Genomic DNA, 21,694 nt, shown 5'->3' with positions numbered 1-21,694 from the left:
CACCTCTCCCAAGGGGAGAGGTCGGCGCGAATGCGACGGGTGAGGGGTGACAGGCCCTTCCGTATCCACGCGCGCACCCCATCCCCTCACCCCAACCCTCTCCCCGTGGGAGAAGGGGAACCATCGTGCCCCTTGCGGGATCGCGGATAACCGACAGGCCGCAGACGTTCCCGCCGCCTCACGCCAGCCAGCGCTTGCGGCGCTTGTAGTGCTTCACGGCCCGGAAGGAGCGACGCCCCTCGCCGCCCACGCCGAGATAGAATTCCTTCACGTCCTCGTTCTCGCGCAACGCCTTGGCATCGCCATCGAGCACAATCCGGCCCGCTTCCAGAATATAGCCGTAGGTGGCGTATTTCAGAGCCACGTTGGTGTTCTGCTCCGCCAACAAGAAGGACACGCCCTGTGTGCCGTTCAGCTCTTTCACGATCTCGAAAATCTCTTCGACGAGCTGAGGTGCAAGCCCCATGGACGGCTCGTCCAGCAGGATCATGTCGGGCCGGGACATCAGCGCACGCCCGATCGCGCACATCTGCTGCTCGCCGCCGGAAGTGTAGCCCGCCTGGCTCTGGCGGCGCTCCTTCAGGCGTGGGAAATAGGTGTAGACCATGTCCAGGTCGTCGCGGATCGCGCTCGCGCCATCCCGCCGCGTATAAGCGCCGGTCAGAAGGTTTTCCTCGATCGTCAGATGGCCGAAACAATGACGCCCCTCCATCACCTGAATGCAGCCGCGCCGCACCAGCTGGTTGGGCGACAGCGCCTGAACCTCTTCGCCATGAAAGCGGATATTGCCCTTGGTGACGTCGCCACGCTCGGCGCGCAGAAGATTGGAGATCGCCTTCAGCGTGGTCGTCTTGCCCGCGCCGTTTGCGCCCAGAAGCGCCACGATGCCCCCCTTGGGCACACTCAGGGACACGCCCTTGAGCACGAGAATGACGTGATCGTAGATCACCTCGATATTGTTGACCGCGAGGATCGTATCACCAGCAACTTCGCTGGCGGCTTGGGGTGCGTGCTGCGTCATGGTCGCCGTTCCTGGGGGTGAGCCGTTCCTGCCGGGACCGGGTCCGGCCATCCCGAATGCCGGAACCCGAGTATCAGAGCCCGGGTGCTTGGAAAGGAGGCGCGGGCGGATGGACCCGCGCCCCGGTTGTCGGATGCCGCGCGGCTATGCGCGGCACAGGCCCCTTACTGGGCGCAAGGCACATCCCGCTCCGGCCAGGGCGAGTTGGACGCGACATATTCCGCCGCAGCAGCCTCCAGCAGAGGCTGGACGACGTCGGTCATCGGCGTGAACCATTCGCTGGCCTTCTTCCAGTCCTTTCCGTCCCACTCCACGATGTAAAGCGGGCCGTGACCATTGTGGTCCTCGCACGACATCTTCAGCGGGGCCATGAAGTCGGTCATGCCCATTTCTTCGATGCGCGCTTCGGTGAGGTTCAGCGTCTCAAGACCGTTACGCACGTCCTCCGCCGTCACCATTTTCTTGCCGGAATATTCCTGAGCGGTCCGGATCGCCTCCGCGATCAGCATCGCGTTGTAGACGCCGCGGTTGTAGAGATTGTCGGCGAATTTCGCGGGCTCGACTTGGCTCTTGCCAGCGTCGACGACATATTTCTTGATGTCCTGAATGACGCCGTAGTCCTTGCCGACACCGTTGAAATTCAAGGTGCGATAGCCCTTGGCGGCCTCGCCACCGGCAGCCGCATCGTCATTGCCGCCGGACCACCACACACCGTAGAAGCGATCCATCGGATAGCGGATCTTGGTCGCTTCCTTGACCGCGGTCGGGTTCATCGCGCCCCAGCCCCACATGATCATGTAGTCGGGACGGTCACGGCGCACATTCAGCCACTGCGAGGACTGGTTCTGCATTTCCTTGCCCGCGACCGGATACTGGGTCATCTCGAACCCGTATTGCTTGGAAAGGCTCTCCAGCAGCGGGATCGGCTCGCGGCCATAACCGGCATCGAGGAAGATGTAACCGATCTTCTTGCCCTTCAGCCCCTCAAGGCCACCCTCGCGGCGCGCAATGTCCTTGATGATGGCCGATGCGCCGTCCCAATAGGTATCCGGCGCGTTGAAGATCCATGGAAAGGTCTTGCCGATGGCCGCCGCCGACAGGCCATAGGCCATCGAAAGAACCGGGATGCGGTCAACGGACGCCTTCGGGATCACCTGGAGGGTGATGCCGGTGGAATAGGGCGAAAGGATCACCGGGTTCTTCGGCTTGACCGTCTCGTAACACTCCACCCCCTTCTGGGTGTTGTAGCCGGTCTCGCATTCATCGAATTCGATCTTCACGCCACCGATGCCGCCATCGCGCTCATTGAGCATGGACAAATAGTCCTCCATGCCGTTGGCGATCGGAATGCCGGAGCCCGCATAGGGGCCGGTGCGGTAGGTGAACAGCGGAACGTAGATGCTGTCTTCCGCCTGTGCGGCCGGCACGGCGAAGCTGGCGGCGACGACCGCCGCAGCGAGGCCTGTGGCCAACAAGGTGTTCTTCATCGTTTCCTCCCTTCCTCCGGAAATGTTCTCCGGGTTGGAGCCTCTCAGCGTCACTGTCGGGCCGGCTCCATGCCCGGGTGAGGTTTGTGCGGGGCGGATGCCGGCCCCGGCACAGGATCAGCCATAAGGGAACGGCCAGTAGCGCAGCTTCTCCTTGGCAAGCTGCCACAGCCGGGCAAGCCCGTGCGGCTCCGTGATGAGAAAGAAGATGATCAGCGCGCCGACGATCATGAAAGTCAGATGCTCGACCGTTTCCGCCGCCACATCGAAGCCGACGGACGGCAGGATCATGCGCAGCGCCACCGGCAGAACCCAGATGAAGGCCGCCCCCATATAGGAGCCGATCAGGCTGCCGAGCCCTCCCAGGATCGTCATGAACAGCACCTGGAACGACAGCGAGATCGCAAAAGCCGACGGCTCCGCCGCACCCAGCCAGAAAAAGACCATCATCGCGCCAGCCACGCCGCACAGATAGGACGAGACCGCGAAGGCGGAGAGCTTGGCGGTGAGCGGACGGACGCCGATGAGCTCGGCTGCGATATCCATGTCGCGGATCATCATCCACTGACGCCCGATCCGGCCCCGGATCAGGTTGGAGACGAACCAGGTGAGCCCCACGGTCACGCACAGGACGATGAAGTATTGCGTCAGGGGTGCTGCGGCTGGCCCGGTCACGATCAGACCCGCCATTTCACGCTGCTGCACCTCGATCGCGCCGGAGGCATTGTAGTTGTAGAGCCACGGAATGCGGATGAAGCACCATTCCAGAAAGAACTGCGCCGCGAGCGTCGTCACCGCCAGATAGAGCCCCTTGATACGCAGGGACGGCAGGCCGAAAACCACGCCGATGGAGGCCGAGAAAATGCCCGACGCCAGAATGACGACGATGATGTTCGCTTCGGGAAAGATGGAGGTGAGCTTGTAGGCGGCATAGGCCCCCACGCCCATGAACGCGCCGGTTCCCAGCGACAGCTGCCCCGCATAGCCCGTCAGCACGTTGAGCCCGATGGCGGCCAGCGCAAAGATCAGGAACGGCGTCATCACCGAGGTCAGGAAGAAGTCTGTCGCCAGGGCCGGAACGACCACAAAGGCCGCAAACGCGATGACAGCAATGCCGATGCGGTCCTGGCGCAGAGGGAAGATCGCCTGATCGGCCTGGTAGGTGGTCTTGAACTGACCAGCTTCACGATAGAACATGGCCCTACACCCTCTCGATGATGCGTTCGCCGAACATGCCCTGAGGCCGGAACAGCAGGAAAATCAGCGCGATGATGTAGGCGAGCCAGCTCTCGATACTGCCCCCCACCAGCGGCCCCCAGTAGATCTCGCCAATCTTCTCGCCAAAGCCGATGACGAGACCACCGACAATCGCGCCGGGAATGGAGGTGAAGCCGCCGAGGATCAGGACGGGAAGCGCCTTGTAGGCGATGATCTCCAGCGCGAAGGACACATCGGACCGCGCGCCCCACATGATGCCGGTGGTCAGCGCCACGATGCCTGCTGCGAACCACACGATGGCCCAAATCTGATTGAGCGAGATGCCCACCGACAAGGCCGCCTGATGGTCATCGGCCACCGCGCGAAGCGCACGGCCGATCCGCGTCTTGTTGAAGAAGATCCCGAGCCCCGCCACCATGATGATGGCGATGACCGCTGCCGCGATATCGATATGCTGGAGGATGAGAAGCCCCCGCTCGCCGATTTCGAAGGCGGTGGAGCCGGTGGGCAGGCCCAGTTCCTCGGTGATCATCGCCTTGGGTTCGCCGCCGAAGACGAATTCGCCGAAGCCGATGAGGAAATAGGTCATTCCGATGGTTGCCATCAGCAGGATGATTTCCGGCTGATTGACCAACGGACGCATGACGACCCGCTCCACCGTATAGGCCAGAAGCCCCATCACGGCGATGGCCATGAGCAGCGCCAGATAGGCGGGAACGCCGCTTTCGTGCAGCCCCACCAGGGTCAGCGCGGAGAACACCACCATGATGCCTTGCGCGAAATTGAACACGCCCGAGGCCTTGAAGATCAGCACGAAACCGAGCGCGATCAGCGCGTAGAGAATCCCCGCCACGAAGCCTTCCCACAGCACCTGGAGCAGAAAGTCCGGCTGGGCGGCCATCTGGACGAACGGGTCGATGAAAATGTCATAGAGCATGGAGCGTGTTCCCTGATGCTCGCTCGAAGAAAGCTGTGATAAAGGCCAGCGCACGGACAGGCAGTCGACCGGCTCGCGATGCCGCAACAGCCGCGATATTGCCCCCTCTCCCATGGGGAGAGGGTTGGGGTGAGGGGATCAGATGTCCCCGTATCCACGAGAGACCTGCGCCCCTCACCCGGACCAGCGGTCCGACCTCTCCCCACGGGAGAGGCAATTGGGCCGGGCGCTTGGCTACGGCTGGCGCGGATGCGAACGGGCACGACGGCCCACAGGCGAACTCTCGGCCCGAGGAGGCATGCCTCGCGGCGATACCTTCACCGCTGGTCGAGCCGCTGATCCCCGATGCCGTAACACCCGCGATATCTCTCCCTCTCCCATGGGGAGAGGGCTGGGGTGAGGGGATCAGATGTCCGCGTCTCCACGAGAGACCTGCGCCCCTCACCCGGACCTGCGCTCCGATCTCTCCCCACGGGAGAGGCAATTGGGCCGGGCTCTTGGCTGCGGCCGGCGCTGATGCGGACGGGCACGATGGCCCACAGGCCGCCTCTCTACCGGTCGCAGCCCCCTTGTAAATGGAAGCCGCCACGCCGATGCGATGCGCGGGCTTGATACCGGAACGGCTCATCAATCCGGCCCTCAATGCGCCACGCCCAGATAGGCGTCGATCACATCCTGGTTGGACTTGACCTCATCGGGCGGCCCGTCGGCGATCTTCTTGCCGTAGTCGAGCACCACCACGCGGTCGGACAGATCCATCACCACGCCCATGTCGTGCTCGATGAGCGCGATCGTCGTGCCGAACTGCTCGTTCACATCGACGATGTAGCGGCTCATGTCCTCTTTCTCTTCCAGGTTCATGCCCGCCATGGGTTCATCCAGCAGCAGAAGCTCCGGCTCCATGGCCAGCGCGCGCCCAAGCTCGACCCGCTTCTGCAAGCCGTAGGGCAGGCGCCCGACCGGCGTCTTGCGGATATGTTCGATTTCGAGAAAGTCGATGATTTCCTCCACCCGGCGCCGATGGGCGATTTCCTCGTCCAGCGCAGGCCCGTGGCGCAGCAGCTGCCAAAAGAAATTGCGCTTCATGGCGAGCGTGCGTCCCGACATGATGTTGTCGAGCGTCGTCATGCCCTTGAAAAGGGCAACATTCTGGAAGGTGCGCGCGATGCCCTGGCTGGCCGCCTCGTAGGGCCGCATCTTGCGCCGGACTTCGCCGCGCCAGGTGATCGTGCCGACCTGCGGGTGATAGAAACCGTTGATGACGTTGAGCATCGACGTCTTGCCCGCACCGTTGGGACCGATGATCGCGCGGATCTCGCCCTTTCGGATATCGAAGGAGATGTTGGTGATGGCCTTCACGCCGCCGAAGAACAGCGAAACGTTGTCCACCTTCAGAAGGACTTCTTCCCTGTCCGCGGGAACGCGGGCCTCTGCCGGATCCACATGCGCGTTCATTCAGCCGCCTCCCTGACGCCGTCACCCTTGGCCGGGTAGGTTTTCATGTCGCGGATCTCCACATCCGCCTCGATGGAGCCCTTGCGGCCGTCCTCGAAGGTGACTTCCGTCACCACATGTTTGCGGCCAACCCCCTCGTAAAGCGCCTCGATCAGCGGACCGTAGCGTTCCGCGATAAAGGAGCGGCGCACCTTCTGTGTGCGGGTCAGCTCGCCGTCATCGGCATCCAGTTCCTTGTGCAACACGAGGAAACGGTGGATCTGCGCGCCCGCCATCAGCGGCTCGCCCGCGAGATCGCGGTTCACCTGGTCCACATGCGCTTCGATCATCTCGTAGACGCGGGCATTGGCGGCCAGCTCCTGATAGCTGGCATAGTTGACGTTGTTGCGCTCCGCCCAGCTTCCCACCGAGGTCAGGTCGATATTGATGAAGACGCAAACCTTGTCGCGCCCGTCGCCAAAGGCGACCGCCTCCTTGATATTGGGGAAGAACTTGAGCTTGTTCTCCAGATATTTCGGGGCAAACAGCGCGCCATCGGAAAGCCGCCCGACATCCTTGGCGCGGTCGATGATCTTGATGTGCCCCTCTTCGGTGAAGAACCCGGCATCGCCCGCATGCACCCAGCCGTCTTCGGTCTTGGTTTCGCGGGTGGCCGCCTCGTCCTTGTAGTAGCCGACAAAGGTGCCGGGGCTGCGATAGAGGATCTCGCCATTGTCGGCGATCTTGATCTCGACATCCGGCGCGGGCTTGCCCACGGTGTCGCCCAGGATCTCGCCATCGGGCTGCATCGCGATATAGACGCTGGCTTCCGTCTGGCCGTAAAGCTGCTTCAGGTTGAGACCGAGCGAACGGTAGAAACGGAAGATCTCCGGCCCGATGGCCTCGCCCGCCGTGTAGCCCACCTTCAGCCGCGAGAAGCCCATTCGGTTCTTCATCGGGCCGTAAACGAGAAACTCGCCGAGCCAGTAGAGAAGACGGTCGGAAAAGGGAGCCGGCTCCCCGTTCAGGATCTTTTCGCCCGAACGACGGGCCACATCCATGAAGTAGTCGAACATCTTCTTCTTGGCGCGGCCCGCATCTTCCATGCGCACCATGATCAGCGTCAGAAGACCTTCGAACACGCGCGGCGGCGCGAAGAAATAGGTCGGCCCGATTTCCCGCCGGTCGTCAAACGCGGTTTCCGGGCTTTCCGGACAGTTCACGCAATAGCCCGCTATGTAGGATTGGGCGACGGAGAAGACAAAGTCGCCGATCCAGGCGAGCGGCAGGTAGGCGAGCGTCTCCTCGTTTTCGTCCAGCGCGTCGAACGCATTGGCGTGTCCGGCGGAGATGATGAGGTTCTCATGCGAGAGCATCACCCCCTTCGGTCGCCCGGTCGTGCCGGAGGTGTAGAGGATGATGGAAAGATCGGCGCCCTTGCCCTCGCCAATCCGCTCCAGCCAGTCGGCTTCGGCATTGGGTTGGGCAAAGCGCAAGGCCCGCCCCGCATTCTGCACCGCGTCGAAGGAATGAAGGTGGCCCTGCTCATAGTCGCGCAGGCCCCGCGTCTCGTCATAGACGATCTGCTCCAGCGCGGGCAGCTTGTCGGCGATGGAGAGAAGCTTGTCGACCTGTTCCTGGTCCTCGACCACGGCGAAGCGCACACCCGCATGCTCAAGCACATAGGCCATCTCTTCGGCAACGGAATCGGAATAGACCGGCACCGGAACGCCGCCCAGCGATTGCGCCGCCACCATCGACCAGTAGAGCCGGGGCCGGTTCGTGCCCACGATGGCGAGCTTGTCGCCCGGCTGAAAGCCGAGCCCGGACAGCCCGAGCGAGAAGTCGCGCACCACGTCGTGCACGTCTTCCCAGGTCCATGCCTGCCAGATGCCGAGATCCTTCTTTCGGATCGCCGGCTTCTGTCCCCGAATGCGCGCATTGCGCAGCAGCAACTTCGGAAAGGTATCCTCACTCGAATGGCCGGCAGCGGACTTCGACTGCATTGCCATGGGCGCCGTGGAAGCCCCCGCTTCCGGCGCGCCGGTTTTCGAGACGCTGACCCTCCCGGCCGCGGCCGTAACCGCTTCCGTCATGCGTTCCCTCATATCGCTTCCCGCCGAAGGTGATCTTTATAAGCGGGTATTTGTTTTGTTTGTGAAAGGATAATGGGCGGAGCTTAACACGAATATCAAGCCCCCTTACGTTAATAGATGTGAATTTATCCGATTGCATACTGTTTACGCAGATCAGATATTATTTCTGCATCGCAGTATTCTATTGCAACGCAAAATCACCTGCCATTTCGTACCCTACGTAATTTATGCTATTTGCCTGTTTTGTATTGACAATTTAGACAATCAGGAGCCCGAAGACAGCGCGCTTGCGTGGTCGAAGCCACACGCGAAAGGCTGCAGCTACAATGCACCGCACAAGGACCAGAGGGACGGGCAATCACCATCATCGCAACCATGCCGGGTTGCCGCGGGCAAAGACAGGCGGACAAATGTCAGGAGCCAATGAAACAAAGAGCGCGCCACCTGCCCGGCGACGCGCTCTTTCTCGCTCATGAAAATCCAAGCTGGCGGCTCTCTGGGACGAGGACCGTCCGTCGCGCGCCCGCCCGCTACTGGGCGGCGGCAGCCAGCGGCTCGCGCCGCCGGAAAGCATCGAGCAGACCGTCGCGCAACGGCTGGGCCGCCTCCATCGCCTCACGGCGGATATACCCATAGCCGCGGATCACCTCCGGCCACGCCGCAAGCGCGACGGCAGCCGCATGATTGTCCGCATCGAGCGCAGCGGCCACCTCATCGAGGACGAACATGTAGTCGTCACGAAGGGCATATTCCATCTTGCGATCGGCAAAGCGCGCGAAGGGATCGAACACCGAGCCGCGAATGCGCCGCATCCCCGCCAGCACCTTGAGGAACGGCATGATCCAGGGCCCGAATGTGCGCTTCTTCGCCTCCCCCGTTGCCGGGTCGACGCCGCCCAGAATGGGCGGGGCAAGATGCAGCTTCACCTTGGACCAGCTTTCGAACTGGGCTTTGAGCTGACGACGGAAAGAGCCGTCCGTGTAAAGCCGGGCGACCTCGTATTCATCCTTGATCGCCATCAGCTTGAAGAGATTGCGCGCAGCCGCCTCCACCAGCACCGTTGAACCGGGCATCGCCTTTTCTTCCGCCTGACGAAGCCTGGAAATCCGGTCCGTGAACGCCTCGGCATAGGAACCGCCGTGATAGTCCACGAGGAAGCGCGTTCGCCGCTCGATCGCCTCCTCCAGCGTTTCGGAAAGCCGCTGACTGTCGCTGCCGGAGATCTCCGCTGAAGTCTCCAAGGCCACCGGTCGCTTCAAGAGGGCCTCGACGCTGGCGATATCATGCCCCGCAAGCCGCCCCCAGCGGAACGCGTCGCGGTTCATCTCCACCGCCACGCCGTTCATCTCGATGGCCTTCTCGATGGCTTCCGCCGAAAGCGGAACGCCGCCCGTCTGCCAGGCCAGACCCAGCATGAACATGTTGGCGGCGATGGCGTCGCCCATCAGCGCCGTGGCGATGCGCGTGGCATCGACGAACCGCGAACGCCCCGGCTTCGCCCTCTGCCCGATTGCCTCGATCAGACGGCGCGAGGGCAACGAGAAGTCGGCATCATGGGTGAAGCTGCCGGGATAGGTCTCATGGGTGTTGACGACAATGGTGGAGCGCGACGGGTCCGCCGCCGTCAGCACCTTGGCTGAGCCCGCCACGACGATATCGCAGCCGATGACCAGGTCGGCGGCACCTGCGCCAACACGGATGGAGTGGATCTGCGCAGGATCCTTGGCAAGGCGGATATGGCTGGTGACCGCCCCGCCCTTCTGCGCGAGCCCGGCCATGTCGATGATGCCGATGCCCTTGCCTTCCAAATGCGCCGCCATGCCGAGCACCGCCCCGACGGTCACGACGCCCGTGCCGCCCACGCCGGTAAGAAGGATGCCATAGGACCTGTCGCCAAGCTCAGCCTGTTGCGGCGCGGGCAGGCCGGAAACGTCAGGCCGCCCCGCCGTATCCGGCACCCCGGCAGGCTTCTTGCGCAGCTTCCCGCCCTCAACCGTGACAAAGCTCGGGCAGAACCCTTTCAGACAGGAAAAGTCCTTGTTGCAGCTCGACTGGTCGATCTGCCGCTTGCGGCCAAACTCCGTCTCCAGCGGCTGAATGGCGACACAGTTCGATTTCACACCGCAATCACCGCAGCCTTCGCAGACCAGCTCATTGATGACGACGCGCCGATCGGGGTCGGGAAAGGTGCCCCGCTTGCGACGCCGCCGCTTTTCCGCAGCACAAGTCTGATCATAGATCAGCACCGAGAGACCGGGCACCTTCGCCATCTCGCGTTCCACTTCCAGCAACTCGTCGCGATGCTGGATGGTCGTTCCTTCCGGCCAGCCGATGGAGGCCGGATACTTGCCGGGCTCGTCGGTCACGATGGCGACCCGGCTCGCCCCTTCCGCCGCCACCTGCGCCGCGATCTGCGGCACGGTGAGCCCGCCGTCATGGGGCTGCCCGCCGGTCATTGCGACCGCGTCGTTGTAGAGGATCTTGTAGGTGATGTTGGCCTTGCTGGCCGCCGCCGCCCGGATCGCCAGATAGCCGGAATGATTGTAGGTGCCGTCGCCGAGGTTCTGGAAGACATGCTTGCGCACCGAAAAGGGCGCCTCGCCCACCCAGTTGGCGCCCTCGCCGCCCATCTGGGTGTAGCCCTCGGTGTTGCGGTCCATCCACTGCACCATGTAATGGCAGCCGATCCCGGCATAGGCGCGCGAGCCCTCCGGCACGACGGTGGAGGAATTGTGCGGGCAGCCCGCGCAGAAATAGGGTGTGCGGGTGGCTACATCCTCGTTGGTGCGCCAGGCGGCTTGCGCTTGCGCCAGAGATTTCGTGCGCGCGACCAGTTCCTCATTGGGCGCGATGCGCGCGACACGCTCGCCGATACCGACCGCGATGTCATTGGCATCAAGCGCGGCCTTCGCTGGGAAAAGCCATTCCCCCACCTCGTCCCGCTTGCCGACAATGGAAGGCGCATTGGCGATGCCATAGAGGATCTCGCGCATCTGGCTCTCGATGAGACCGCGCTTTTCCTCCACGACGATGACCTGTTCCAGCCCCTCCGCGAAGCGGCGGATACCCCCCGGCTCCAGCGGCCAGGTGCACCCGACCTTGTAAAGCCGGATGCCGGAATTGGCGCAGGCCACCTCGTCGAGCCCGAGACTGTCGAGCGCCTGCAACACATCAAGCCAGCTCTTGCCGGTGGAAACGATGCCGATACGCGCCTTCTGACCGCCGGAGTGCACGATCCGGTCGAGACCGTTGGCGGCAAGATAGGCCATCACGGCCGGCAGCTTCACCTCGTGAAGGCGCTCCTCCTGCGCCAGAGGGGGATCGCTGACCCGGATATGCGGCCCGCCGGGCGGGAACGGGAAATCCGGCAGGATGGGTGCGAAACGGGAAAGCGAGCCGTCGATCGATCCGGTCGATTCCACGTTGTCCTTGACGAGCTTCATCGCCGCCCAGGTACCGGCAAACCGCGACAGCGCCCAGCCATGCAGGCCGAAATCCAACATTTCCTGAACGCCCGCCGGGTTCAGAACCGGAATCATGGCATCCACAAAGGCATATTCGGACTGGTGCGCGGTGGTGGAGCTTTCGCAGGTGTGGTCATCGCCCATCAGCGCCAGAACGCCCCCATGGGGCGAGGTTCCCGCCAGATTGGCGTGACGCAGGGCATCGCCGGAGCGATCCACACCGGGGCCCTTGCCATACCAGACACCGAAGACACCCTGCACACGCCCCTCACCGCGCAGGGCGACCTGCTGCGTCCCCCACAGGGCGGTCGCGGCAAGATCTTCGTTGATGGCGGGCTGGAAGTGGATGTCGCGCGGCTCAAGGAGTTTCTTTGCCCGCGCGAATTGCTGATCGAGCGCGCCAAGGGGAGAGCCTCGATAACCCGTGATATAGCCGCCGGTCACAAGACCGGCCTTCTCGTCGAGCGCCTTCTGCATCAAGGCAAGGCGGATCAGCGCCTGGGTTCCGGAGACGAAGACCTGATCGACGTCGAGGTCATATTTGTCATCAAGGCGAACCGGTTTCAGGCGCATATCATCTCCCATTTGAATTTCATGCAGTTTGCGGATCGTCATGCGGCGCGCGCCAGCCGACCGGGCCCGGAGGCCGGTGCTGCGCCTGCGGACATTGCATCCGCATCGATCAAATCGCCGCTGACGATGGCCGTCAGATTTGCGGCCTCCCAAGATATCGGTCCGCAGATTGAACGAGACGGCTACGCTGCGTCAAATGGTTTATTGGGGGCACATCCCGTGGCCCCAAGATCGAACCAAAACGTTGCCCGTGCGTTTCCAATGAAATCGAGAACCGGATGCTTGGGATGTCGGCAATAGCCCCTGTCCCAGGAAGTCGATCACTTCTTGCCCGTCATACACGTAAGGATACGAATTCATGAAGCGCATCAGCGTCAACGCCCCCAATCAGACAGCTTTTCTCGTCTCCCTGATCCTCGTCGGCATCGGCCTCATCGATGCCGTCACCACGGTGATCGTCCTGCCGATCGCTCCGCTGTGGCTCATCGCCATCGGCTATCTGGTGCTGGCGCTCGCCTGCTACAGCCGCCGCTTCTGAGGCGACATCAGCCGTATATGACCTTCGGCAACCAAGTCGCGATCTGCGGCAGGAACCAGATCAGGGCCAGCGCCCCCATCTGCAGGAGCACATAGGGAATGATGCCCTTGTAGATGGCCGAGGTGCGCACCGTATCCGGTGCCACGCCGCGCAGATAGAACAGCGCAAAGCCGAAGGGCGGCGTCAGGAACGACGTCTGGAGATTGACCGCCATCATCACAGCAAGCCACACCGGGCTCATCAGCTCGCCATCCGGCATTTCCATCTTCAGAAGCACCGGCGCGACCAACGGCACGACAACGAAGACGATCTCCAGGAAATCGAGAAAGAAGCCGAGAACGAACATCACCACCATGACGGCGATGACAGCGCCAAGGGTGCCGCCGGGAAGCCCGGACAGGGCCGACTTCACCAGTTCCTCGCCGCCAAGGTCTCGGAAGACGAGCGAAAAGAAGCTCGCGCCGATCACGATGGCGAAGACCATGGAGGTGATGCGAGCGCCCTGGCGCGAGACATCGCCCAGCATGCCCGAGCGCATCAGCCGCAACAGAACCAGCGCGAAGCTTCCCGCAAACAGCGCCGACAGAATGATCGCCACGACAATGCCGACAAGATCGCCGGTGGGGATCTCCTCCCGCATGGGCCTGAGATCGACGAAGGCCGTCAGCACAAGAAGCCCGACAAGGCTCGCAAAGGCCAACATCACGGCCCGGCTCGCCCCCTCCTTGAGCCGGTTCCCGGCAAGGAGCAGCGCACCGGCAGCCCCGACGCCCGCCGCTTCCGTCGGCGTGGCAATGCCCGCCAGAATGGAGCCCAGCACGGCAATGATGAGCACGACCGGCGGCATCAGCGAGCCGAGCAGATCGAGATCCACCGCCTCCTCGTCATCCGCGATCATGGCGGGCGCGGACTTCGGACTGAAAAGCGCGACCGTCATCTGCCACGCGATATAGAGACCTACCAGCATCAGGCCGGGCAGCAAGGCGCCGGCGAAGAGATCGCCCACCGACACGGTGTCGGGCGCGAAATTCCCCATTTCCATCTGCGCCTTTTGATAGGCGCTGGCGAGCTGGTCACCCAGAATGACCAGAACGATGGACGGCGGAATGATCTGGCCGAGCGTTCCTGCCGCCGCGATGCCGCCACAGGCAAGCGAAGGCGAATAGCCGTTGCGCAGCATGGTCGGAAGCGACATCAGCCCCATGGTGACAACGGTCGCCCCGACGATGCCGGTGGACGCGGCAAGCAAGGCCCCGACCAGCGTGACAGCCAGCGCCAGACCGCCATTCATCCGCCCGAACAGACGGCCCATGGATTCCAGAAGATCCTCGGCCACTCGTGAGCGTTCCAGCACCACCCCCATGAAGATGAAGAGCGGCACAGCCACCAGAACCTCATTGGTCATCTGACCGAAAATGCGCGATGGCAGCGCGGCAAGCGTGATCGGAGCGCCCGCCAAATGGCCGAAAAGAGCGAAAACCAGCGCAACCCCGGCCAGTGTAAAAGCAACCGGATAGCCGCTCATGAGCATCACGCAGGCGGCCGCGAACATGGCGATATCGAGCGAATGGACAATATCGAAGGGCAGGACACTCATGACGCCGACCGGACCTCCTCGCCGTCAGGCCCCGCCTGACGGGTAAAGCGCAAGAGCGCCGTGGGCTGACCGGCGAGCGCGCAAAGACCGCGCAGCACGATCGCAACCGCCTGAAGCGCCATGAGGCCCGCGAAAACGAGGATCAGCGTCTTCAACAGGAACACGGCCTGGATGCCAGACGTCTCCCGCGAGCCTTCCAGGATCGACCAGGAGCGCGCCACATAGGGCCAGGCATAGTCCAGGATCACCAAACACATCGGCACCAGAAAAAACGCCGCCCCCAGCGTATCCACCAATGCGCGCACACGCGGGCGTGCCTCGCGATAGAAAATGTCCACCCGCACATGGGCATCCACGCTCAGCGTGTAGGCGCCGGCGAGCATGAAGGTGGCGGCATGGAGATAGACGATCGATTCCTGCATCCAGATCGATCCCAGTCCGAAGACATAGCGCATCAGGACGACGGCAACCTGGATGACCACCATGAGCGGCAAGGCCCAGGCGACGGCGCGACCGATGGAGATAGAGATCCGGTCGATAAGAAGGGCGGCGGCGAGCATGTTCGGACTTCCGCTAAGACGTTGCATCCGCAGGGCATTGCGCTTGCGAATTGAGAACCGGCAGACCAGCGGTCCAGGAGGGGCCCTTGATGGGAAGGCCGGTTCTGCCTCCGGGGTCTTCAGAACGATCCGGGGCAAAGACGGGAGGATGCCTCCCGCACCGGACCCGGCGCGGAAGGCGGCATTCGATCAGAAGCTCAGCGACACGTCGCGATGCCCGGACGAGCAGGCGGCCACGTAGAGGGCCTGTTCCTCCGGCAAACGCGGCTGGGCGCGCAGGCCGATCGTGTCGCGGATGGCGGCATCATAGGCTTCCAGTTCCGGCAGCAGCTTCCGGGAAGCCTCGCGACGCCACGCAAGTTCGCTCTGGAACGTTTGCAGGGTCTTCGCAATGGCTTCGCGCGCTGCTTCCGGATCGGGCGTCCTGGACCGCATGGCCTTGCGCACGGCATTGACGCCGGAGCGGATATCCCCCGCCCCGTCAACCTCACCGACACGCGAGCGGACGTCCTCCACATAGTCGACATAGGCCGCCGGCTCCATCTGAGCGAGCTTGGTGTCGAGCGAGCGAAGGTCATCCTCCAGCGCCGCGAAGGCATCGGTCGCATGGAGAACCGCCAGGATCTCCTGAAGCGGCTCATAAGCCTGATCCACCGTGCGGCGGAAGGTCAGACGCGCCTTGTCCTCCTCCCGCTGGATCTTGGCGAAGGCCTTGTGCTTCTCGTCCCACTCAGCCGGGATCTGGGCTTCAAGGGCGGCTTTTTCAGCCTTCAGCCCCTCCATTTTGATCTGGGCCTTTTTGCCCGCGGCTTCGGAGTAGATGCCATTGGGACCCGCGCGCTGAATGATCAGCTCCTGATCCTCGATCTTCGCTTCGATGCGACGCGCATCACGTTCAAGCTGGCGAACTTCGCCGTGCAACGGACGATAGGCGACCGCAGCCCTGGCCACCGCCTCCTCGACGGCAACGATCTCGTCCATCGCAGGCATCGCCTTGCCCGCCATTTCGATCGATTTCGCCAAATCGCCCGCCAGGTCCTTTGGCAGAACCGTCAGATCAAGCGACCCGGCCTTGGCAATGGCGGCCTTGATCTGGTCGCCATTCTCGGCGAACTGCTCGCGGTCCCATTCTTCGATGCAATATTGCAGGCGCGGGTTCTTCGGCGGCGGCGCCGTGTCCGACGTCAACGACACGCGGTTCGGCAGATAGTTCACCAGCGCCGGATAGAACCCGACGATCAGAAGCGCCAGAAGCTGAAGACCGATGAAGGCAACGACACCCTTGTAGATGGCGGTCGTGCGCACGGTCGGCGGAGCGACACCGCGCAGATAGAACAGCGCAAAGCCGAAGGGCGGCGTGAGGAACGAGGTCTGGATGTTGAGACCGATCATCACGCCCAGCCACACCGCGGTGACATTCGCACCGGGATCGGCCAGCAGGATCGGCGCGACGATCGGCACGACGACCACCGCGATTTCGATGAAATCGAGGAAGAAACCGAGGATGAAGATCACCATCATCACGATGAAGAACTGCATCCAGAAGCCACCCGGCAGGCCCTGCAGGAACTCACGCACGAGCTCTTCACCGCCAAACGCGCGGAACGCCGCGGTGAGCATGGCCGCACCGATCAGGATGATGAAAACCAGCGAAGACGTTTTCGCGGTCTCAAGCATCACGCCGCGCAGCGTGTTTTCGAATTTCAGCGTACGCCAGCCACTCCAGAAGACGGCGATCAGCAGCAGCGACACGCCGATGCCCGCCACCACCAGCGCGGTCACGTCGGCGCTGGTCTGGATGGACTTGATGTTGACCGAGTGGAACCCGACCACCATGGAGATGGCGATCAGGGCGATCACGGTGATGATCGCGGGCGCATAGGCCCCCTTCTCGCCATCGCGCAGACGGTAGCCGGCCATGACCATCGCCCCCGCGGCGCCGATTGCACCGGCCTGGTTCACCGTCGCGACACCCGCGATGATGGAGCCCAGCACCAGGAAGATCAGCGCCAGCGGCGGCACCAGCGTGACCGTGACCTTCAAGAGGAACGCGCCGTTGATCTTCTCACCCGTGCGAACCGAAGGCGCCAGATGGGGTTTTGCGATCGCAAAGCCCAGGATGAACAGCATGTAGATGCCAACAAGCAGCATGCCGGGGATGAAGGCGCCGAGGAACATTTCACCGGCGGACGTGGAGACCACCGCGAAATCCGACGGCATCGAAATCTCGCCAGTCGAGGCCTTGTAGAGCTGCTGGCGCAACGTCCCCGCCTGATCGACCGCGCTTGCAAGCTGGTCGGCCAGAATGATGAGCACGATGGACGGCGGAATGATCTGCCCCAGTGTGCCGGAGGCCGCGATCGTGCCTGTGGCCAGCGGCACCGAATAATTGGAGCGCAACATGGCAGGCAGCGAGATCAGGCCCATGGCCACCACGGTTGCCCCCACGATTCCGGTGGTGGCCGCAAGCAGCGCCCCCACGAAGACGACCGAGATACCGAGACCGCCCGGCACGGGGCCGAACAGCGTCGCCATGGTGACCAGCAGATCCTCCGCGATCTTGGAGCGCTGGAGCATGATGCCCATGAAGACGAAAAGCGGGATGGCGATGAGCGTATCTCGCTCCGCCTCCCAATAGACGCCTCTGAAGTTGGTCACGCCCGCCGACAGCCACTGGCTGGGGCCACCGAGCGCGAAATAGGCATCGGGACTGCCAGCAAACAGCCAGCCCGACCCGGCCGCGATGGCGATGGTCACAATGGCGGAACCCGGCAGTGCAAAGGCCACCGGAAAACCGATGCCAAGCGCCAGCGCCATCAGGAGAACAAGGAGAAGAAGAAAGAAGAGTTCCATGGGTGTCTCTCTGAACGGCTACTGGATGGCGTGAACGTCGTGGTCGCGACCACCCGGCTCGCCGCGAATATCGGCGACCGCATCAAGGAAATAGCTTGTGAACTGGATCATCATCGACGTCGCGAAGATCGCCAGGAACCCGGCCATCAGATACTTCACGTAAAGCCCGAAGCCGGCCTGCGTCGTCTCAAACGACAAGAGCGGAGAGTTGATGATGTTCGATTTGCCGCCCATGCCGACGATCAGAACCACCCAGCAAAGCGCAATGCCGAAGACCACAGAACCGAAGGCATTCACGAAGCCTTTCGTGCGCGGCTTGAAGCTGGCGTAGAACACGTCCACCCGCACATGCCCCTCTTCCTTCAGCGTGTAGGCGCTGGCGAACAGGAACAGCGCCGCGTACCAGAAACGCACGAGATCGGCCATGAAAGCCTGCTCGTAGGAAAAGATGAAGCGGCACAGCACGATCAGCAGTTCCGCCGCCACGACCAGAAGCGCCAGCCAGGGAAAACCGAGCGTGGTGGTGAAGGCCGCGATCACGATGGACAGGCCGATCAGCGGAATGTGGACATAGGGCCCCCGCCATTGCGAACGCCCGAGATCGCCAGCGATATCCGACCCGACCACGGAGGGAAGGAAGTCCTCCACGCGCAGGAACGAGATCACCATGTCGGTCAGCCCCACGATCAGCACCGACCAGAAGGCGGCGCGGATGAGAAAGGCATTGATGTCGGAGATCCGCCGGGAGTCGTCGCGTAGCGACGTGTCCTTGCTGCGCGCGACATAGAGAAAAGCCAATGCCAGCCCGCCGACATAAAGGGCCGCCTGGAGGATCCCCATCGGGTCGCCGGACGCAAAGGCACCCGCCCCCGGCAGATCCTGCCAGTATGTGAGGTAGTTGTTGAGCAGATAGGCTGCGAGGACGGCAAGAACCGACCAACCGAAGAGACGGAATATCATTGCACTCTCGTTCGAACCTGCTGGGGACCAAAGCCCGCACGCGCTATTTCGATTGTTCTGGCCGGAGACATTCGCACGCGGCGCCCACCTTCGACCTTCCCCCCCCCTCGCAGATGAACGCGCCGATGACGCGCCGCATTGCGAAGCCCTGTTTAACAGGAAAAGAGCGGGCGGACCGGATCGGCCCACCCGCCCGTCAGACTGGCGCGATCAGACGGTAATGCCCAGAACGCGGTTACGCTGTTCGGTATAACCGGTGTCGGCAAGCAGCATCCAGCGACCCAGCTCAGATCGGGCCTTGGCGAAGCTCTCATGGGTGCGACGGGCAAGATCGGAATGCTCCATCGTCTCTGAGAACACCGCCTCCGATGCCTCGCCGAAAGCGTCGTAGATCTCGTCGGAGAACTTCCTGAGCTTCACGCCGTGTTCGTTCAAGAGCTTGTCGAGATAGAGGCCGTTATTCTGGTTCGTCTCGGCGCACTGCATGGCGTTTTCCTCCATGCAGGCGGCCTTGATGATCTGCTGGTCGGCCGCGGACAGGCCCGTATACCAGGACTTGTTGGTGCCGAGCGCAAGCTGAAGGCCGGGCTCGTGCATGCCGGGATAGTAATAGTATTGCGCGGCCTCGTAGAGCTTGAGGAAATAGTCGTTCCACGGCCCCACCCACTCGGTGGCATCGATCGCGCCGGAGACGAGGTTTTCGTAGATCTGGCCGCCGGGAAGCGAGACCGGAGACGCGCCAAGCTTGGCCAGCACGTCACCGCCAAGGCCCGGAATACGCATCTTCAGACCCTTGAGGTCATCCTCGGTCTCGATTTCCTTGTTGAACCAGCCGCCCATCTGCACGCCGGTATTGCCGGCGGCAAAGTTCTGAAGGCCGTAGTCGTCGGCCAGTTCGTCCCACAGGGCCTGGCCGCCGCCGAATTTCATCCAGGCGTCCATCTCCGGATAGGTCAGGCCGAAGGGCACGGAAGCAAAATAGGCCCAGGCCGGATGCTTGCCCTTCCAGTAGTAATCGGCGCCGATATAGGCCTGCGCATTGCCGGAGGCGACTTCATCGAAGCTGTCGAAGGCACCGACGCGTTCGCCGGCGGCGAAGTACTGGACGTTGAGGCGCCCTTCGGAAAGCTCACCGATACGGGCGGCGAGACGCTGGGCAGAGGTGCCCAGACCCGGAAAATCCCGCGGCCAGGTGGACACGATCACCATGTCGGTGACGTTCTGGGCATGAACGGCGGGGGTGGCCAGAGTGGTGGCGGCAGCGGCGGCGCCAGCGCCAAGCCCCGCGTTCTTGAGGAATGAACGTCGATTCATGAGTACCTCCCAAAATTAACTGCGTGCACCGTGTCGGCAGCGTTTCGCAGGCTGCTCATGCTGGCCTCCCAACCGACATGAACGCGCAGGTCCCATTACCGGGATCTCCTACCTGATATAAAGCGCATGTCCTAACGGCACACAAGGAAAAGTCCCTGGGGCCATCAAAACTTGTGAAATTAAATGGTTTTGATGGAATTTTGTGCAGCGAAACCCGCACATTTGAATAACAAATCAAGGATCCGCATCCTTGGCAATGCGCTCACACAGTACGCAAAAACACGAATCCTCCCCCAGCGCCTGTTTTTACGGACATATACGGTAAAACGCAAGACGTGCGGCTCGCAGGTCTTGCAACCCGCGAACCGCGTTACCTGTTGAGCAATCAGGCAGTAATGCCGAGAACCCGGTTGCGCTGCTGGGTGTAGCCGGCATCCGACAGCACCATCCAGCGGCCGAGTTCGCCACGCGCCTTGACGAAGCTCTCGTGAATGCGGCGGGTCAGGTCGGAATGCTCCACTGTCGTGGCAAACACCTCATCTGCGGCCTCGCCGATCGCGTCGATGATTTCTTCCGAATAGCCACGCACCTTCACGCCGTGCTCATTGATCAGCTTGTCGAGATAGATGCCGCTCTTGTGATTGAATTCCGCCATCGTCATGGCGTTCTCGATCATGCAGGAAGCTTCGATGATCTCGCGGTCGATCTCGGGAAGATCCATGAACCAGGACTTGTTGACGCCCATGGAAAGCTGGGATGCCGCCTCGTGCATGCCCGGATAATAGTAGTACTTCGCCACTTCGTAATACTTCAGGAAGTAGTCGTTCCAGGGCCCGATCCACTCCGCGGCATCGATGGCGCCGGACACCAGCGCCTCGTAGCTCTGGCTGGCGGGAAGCGACACCGGGGCCACGCCGAGCTTCGACATGATGTCGCCGCCCAGACCCGGGATGCGCATCTTCAGACCGTTCAGATCATCGATCGAGTTCACTTCCTTGTTGAACCAGCCCGCCATCTGCGCGCCGGTATTGCCGGATGCAAACGGCTTGATGCCGTATTCGTCGGACAGCTCATCCCACAACTGCTGGCCACCGCCGAACTTCATCCAGGAATCCATTTCCGCATAGGTCAGACCGAAGGGAACGGAGGTGAAATAGGCAAAGCCCGGCTGCTTGCCCTTCCAGTAATAATCGGCCGAGGTGTAGGCCTGCGCGTTGCCCGAGGCCACTTCATCGAACACGTCGAACGCGCCGACGCGCTCGCCGGCAGCGAAATACTTCACCGCAAGACGCCCCTCGGAGAGCTTTTCGATACGCTCTGCGAGACGCTGACTTCCCGTGCCCGGCCCCGGAAAGTCCCGCGGCCAGCTGGACACGATCATCATTTCGCGGGTGGTCTGGGCATGGACGGCAGGCGCTGCAAGCGCGACAGCAGCTCCGCTCGCAGTACCGACACCGGCTTTCTTCAAGAATTCACGACGGTCCATGTCTCTTCCCTCTCCACTTTTCCGGAGCGTTATTGCCCGACGCCGCGTGGCGCCCATTCAAGGAAACAGCACAGGCTGGACGCCTGCGCCAAGGATCTCGTGCCGGTATATTGCCCGGCTAATGGCGAAACAAGCGAAACTGACGCGGCATCGGCC

14 protein-coding genes are annotated in these 21,694 nt (G+C 62.5%); 1 reads left to right on the top strand and 13 read right to left on the bottom strand.

All coding sequences use genetic code 11. The features are described 5' to 3' along the window. Window positions 1–178 precede the first annotated feature (178 nt). The 7 genes from ABGM93_RS16800 to ABGM93_RS16770 all read right to left on the bottom strand — a co-directional run bounded on the left by ABGM93_RS16800 (window position 179) and on the right by ABGM93_RS16770 (window position 12,230). Window positions 179–1,021 carry an ABC transporter ATP-binding protein gene (locus tag ABGM93_RS16800; RefSeq protein WP_319775033.1) on the bottom strand — a complete coding sequence of 281 codons (843 nt, stop codon included), beginning with the start codon at window positions 1,019–1,021 and terminating at the stop codon, window positions 179–181. Window positions 1,022–1,185: 164 nt separating this feature from the next. Continuing rightward, window positions 1,186–2,508: an ABC transporter substrate-binding protein gene (locus ABGM93_RS16795; protein ID WP_321501411.1), complete on the bottom strand. Its 1,323-nt coding sequence runs from the start codon at window positions 2,506–2,508 to the stop codon at window positions 1,186–1,188. 117 nt (window positions 2,509–2,625) lie between these two features. Beyond that, a complete protein-coding gene (locus ABGM93_RS16790; RefSeq protein ID WP_321501409.1) occupies window positions 2,626–3,705 on the bottom strand; it encodes a branched-chain amino acid ABC transporter permease in 1,080 nt (359 codons plus the stop codon). 4 nt (window positions 3,706–3,709) lie between these two features. Then, on the bottom strand, window positions 3,710–4,663 hold the full coding sequence (locus ABGM93_RS16785; protein WP_321501407.1) for a branched-chain amino acid ABC transporter permease: 954 nt from the start codon (window positions 4,661–4,663) through the stop codon (window positions 3,710–3,712). 639 nt (window positions 4,664–5,302) lie between these two features. Further along, window positions 5,303–6,118, bottom strand: coding sequence for an ABC transporter ATP-binding protein (locus tag ABGM93_RS16780; protein WP_319775030.1), 816 nt, complete (start codon window positions 6,116–6,118; stop codon window positions 5,303–5,305). Further along, window positions 6,115–8,103 carry an AMP-binding protein gene (locus tag ABGM93_RS16775; protein WP_321505977.1) on the bottom strand — a complete coding sequence of 663 codons (1,989 nt, stop codon included), beginning with the start codon at window positions 8,101–8,103 and terminating at the stop codon, window positions 6,115–6,117. The genes ABGM93_RS16780 and ABGM93_RS16775 overlap by 4 nt, the downstream gene beginning before the upstream one ends. 620 nt (window positions 8,104–8,723) lie before the next feature. Further along, complete coding sequence (locus ABGM93_RS16770) at window positions 8,724–12,230, bottom strand: indolepyruvate ferredoxin oxidoreductase family protein (RefSeq protein WP_321501405.1); 3,507 nt, start codon at window positions 12,228–12,230, stop codon at window positions 8,724–8,726. A 358-nt stretch (window positions 12,231–12,588) separates the two neighbouring features. Here ABGM93_RS16770 and ABGM93_RS16765 point away from each other — a divergent pair, with 358 nt between their 5' ends. Next, window positions 12,589–12,768, top strand: a complete 180-nt coding sequence (locus ABGM93_RS16765) for a hypothetical protein (protein ID WP_321501403.1) — start codon at window positions 12,589–12,591, stop codon at window positions 12,766–12,768. A gap of 7 nt (window positions 12,769–12,775) precedes the next feature. On the opposite strand, the gene ABGM93_RS16760 is transcribed toward ABGM93_RS16765, so the two are convergent. The 6 genes from ABGM93_RS16760 to ABGM93_RS16735 all read right to left on the bottom strand — a co-directional run bounded on the left by ABGM93_RS16760 (window position 12,776) and on the right by ABGM93_RS16735 (window position 21,538). Then, window positions 12,776–14,365, bottom strand: a complete 1,590-nt coding sequence (locus ABGM93_RS16760) for a TRAP transporter large permease subunit (protein WP_321501400.1) — start codon at window positions 14,363–14,365, stop codon at window positions 12,776–12,778. Continuing rightward, window positions 14,362–14,925, bottom strand: a complete 564-nt coding sequence (locus ABGM93_RS16755) for a TRAP transporter small permease subunit (protein WP_321501398.1) — start codon at window positions 14,923–14,925, stop codon at window positions 14,362–14,364. Before ABGM93_RS16755 ends, ABGM93_RS16760 begins: the two co-directional genes overlap by 4 nt. A 189-nt stretch (window positions 14,926–15,114) precedes the next feature. After that, entirely contained in the window at window positions 15,115–17,778 is a 2,664-nt protein-coding gene (locus tag ABGM93_RS16750) for a TRAP transporter large permease subunit (RefSeq protein WP_321501396.1), read from the bottom strand. Between the two features lie 18 nt (window positions 17,779–17,796). Continuing rightward, the gene (locus tag ABGM93_RS16745; RefSeq protein WP_321501394.1) at window positions 17,797–18,738 is read right to left on the bottom strand and encodes a TRAP transporter small permease subunit; all 942 of its coding nucleotides are present in this window, start codon (window positions 18,736–18,738) and stop codon (window positions 17,797–17,799) included. A 210-nt stretch (window positions 18,739–18,948) separates the two neighbouring features. Further along, complete coding sequence (locus tag ABGM93_RS16740; protein WP_321501392.1) at window positions 18,949–20,052, bottom strand: TRAP transporter substrate-binding protein; 1,104 nt, start codon at window positions 20,050–20,052, stop codon at window positions 18,949–18,951. 385 nt (window positions 20,053–20,437) lie between these two features. Continuing rightward, a complete protein-coding gene (locus tag ABGM93_RS16735) occupies window positions 20,438–21,538 on the bottom strand; it encodes a TRAP transporter substrate-binding protein (RefSeq protein WP_321333794.1) in 1,101 nt (366 codons plus the stop codon). Window positions 21,539–21,694: the final 156 nt, after the last annotated feature.

The organism is Breoghania sp. (assembly GCF_963674635.1).
In the GTDB taxonomy this organism is placed as follows: Bacteria; Pseudomonadota; Alphaproteobacteria; order Rhizobiales; family Stappiaceae; genus Breoghania.
The sequence above is the reverse complement of the archived record's forward strand: the minus strand, read 5'-3'. Positions and strand labels throughout refer to the sequence as shown.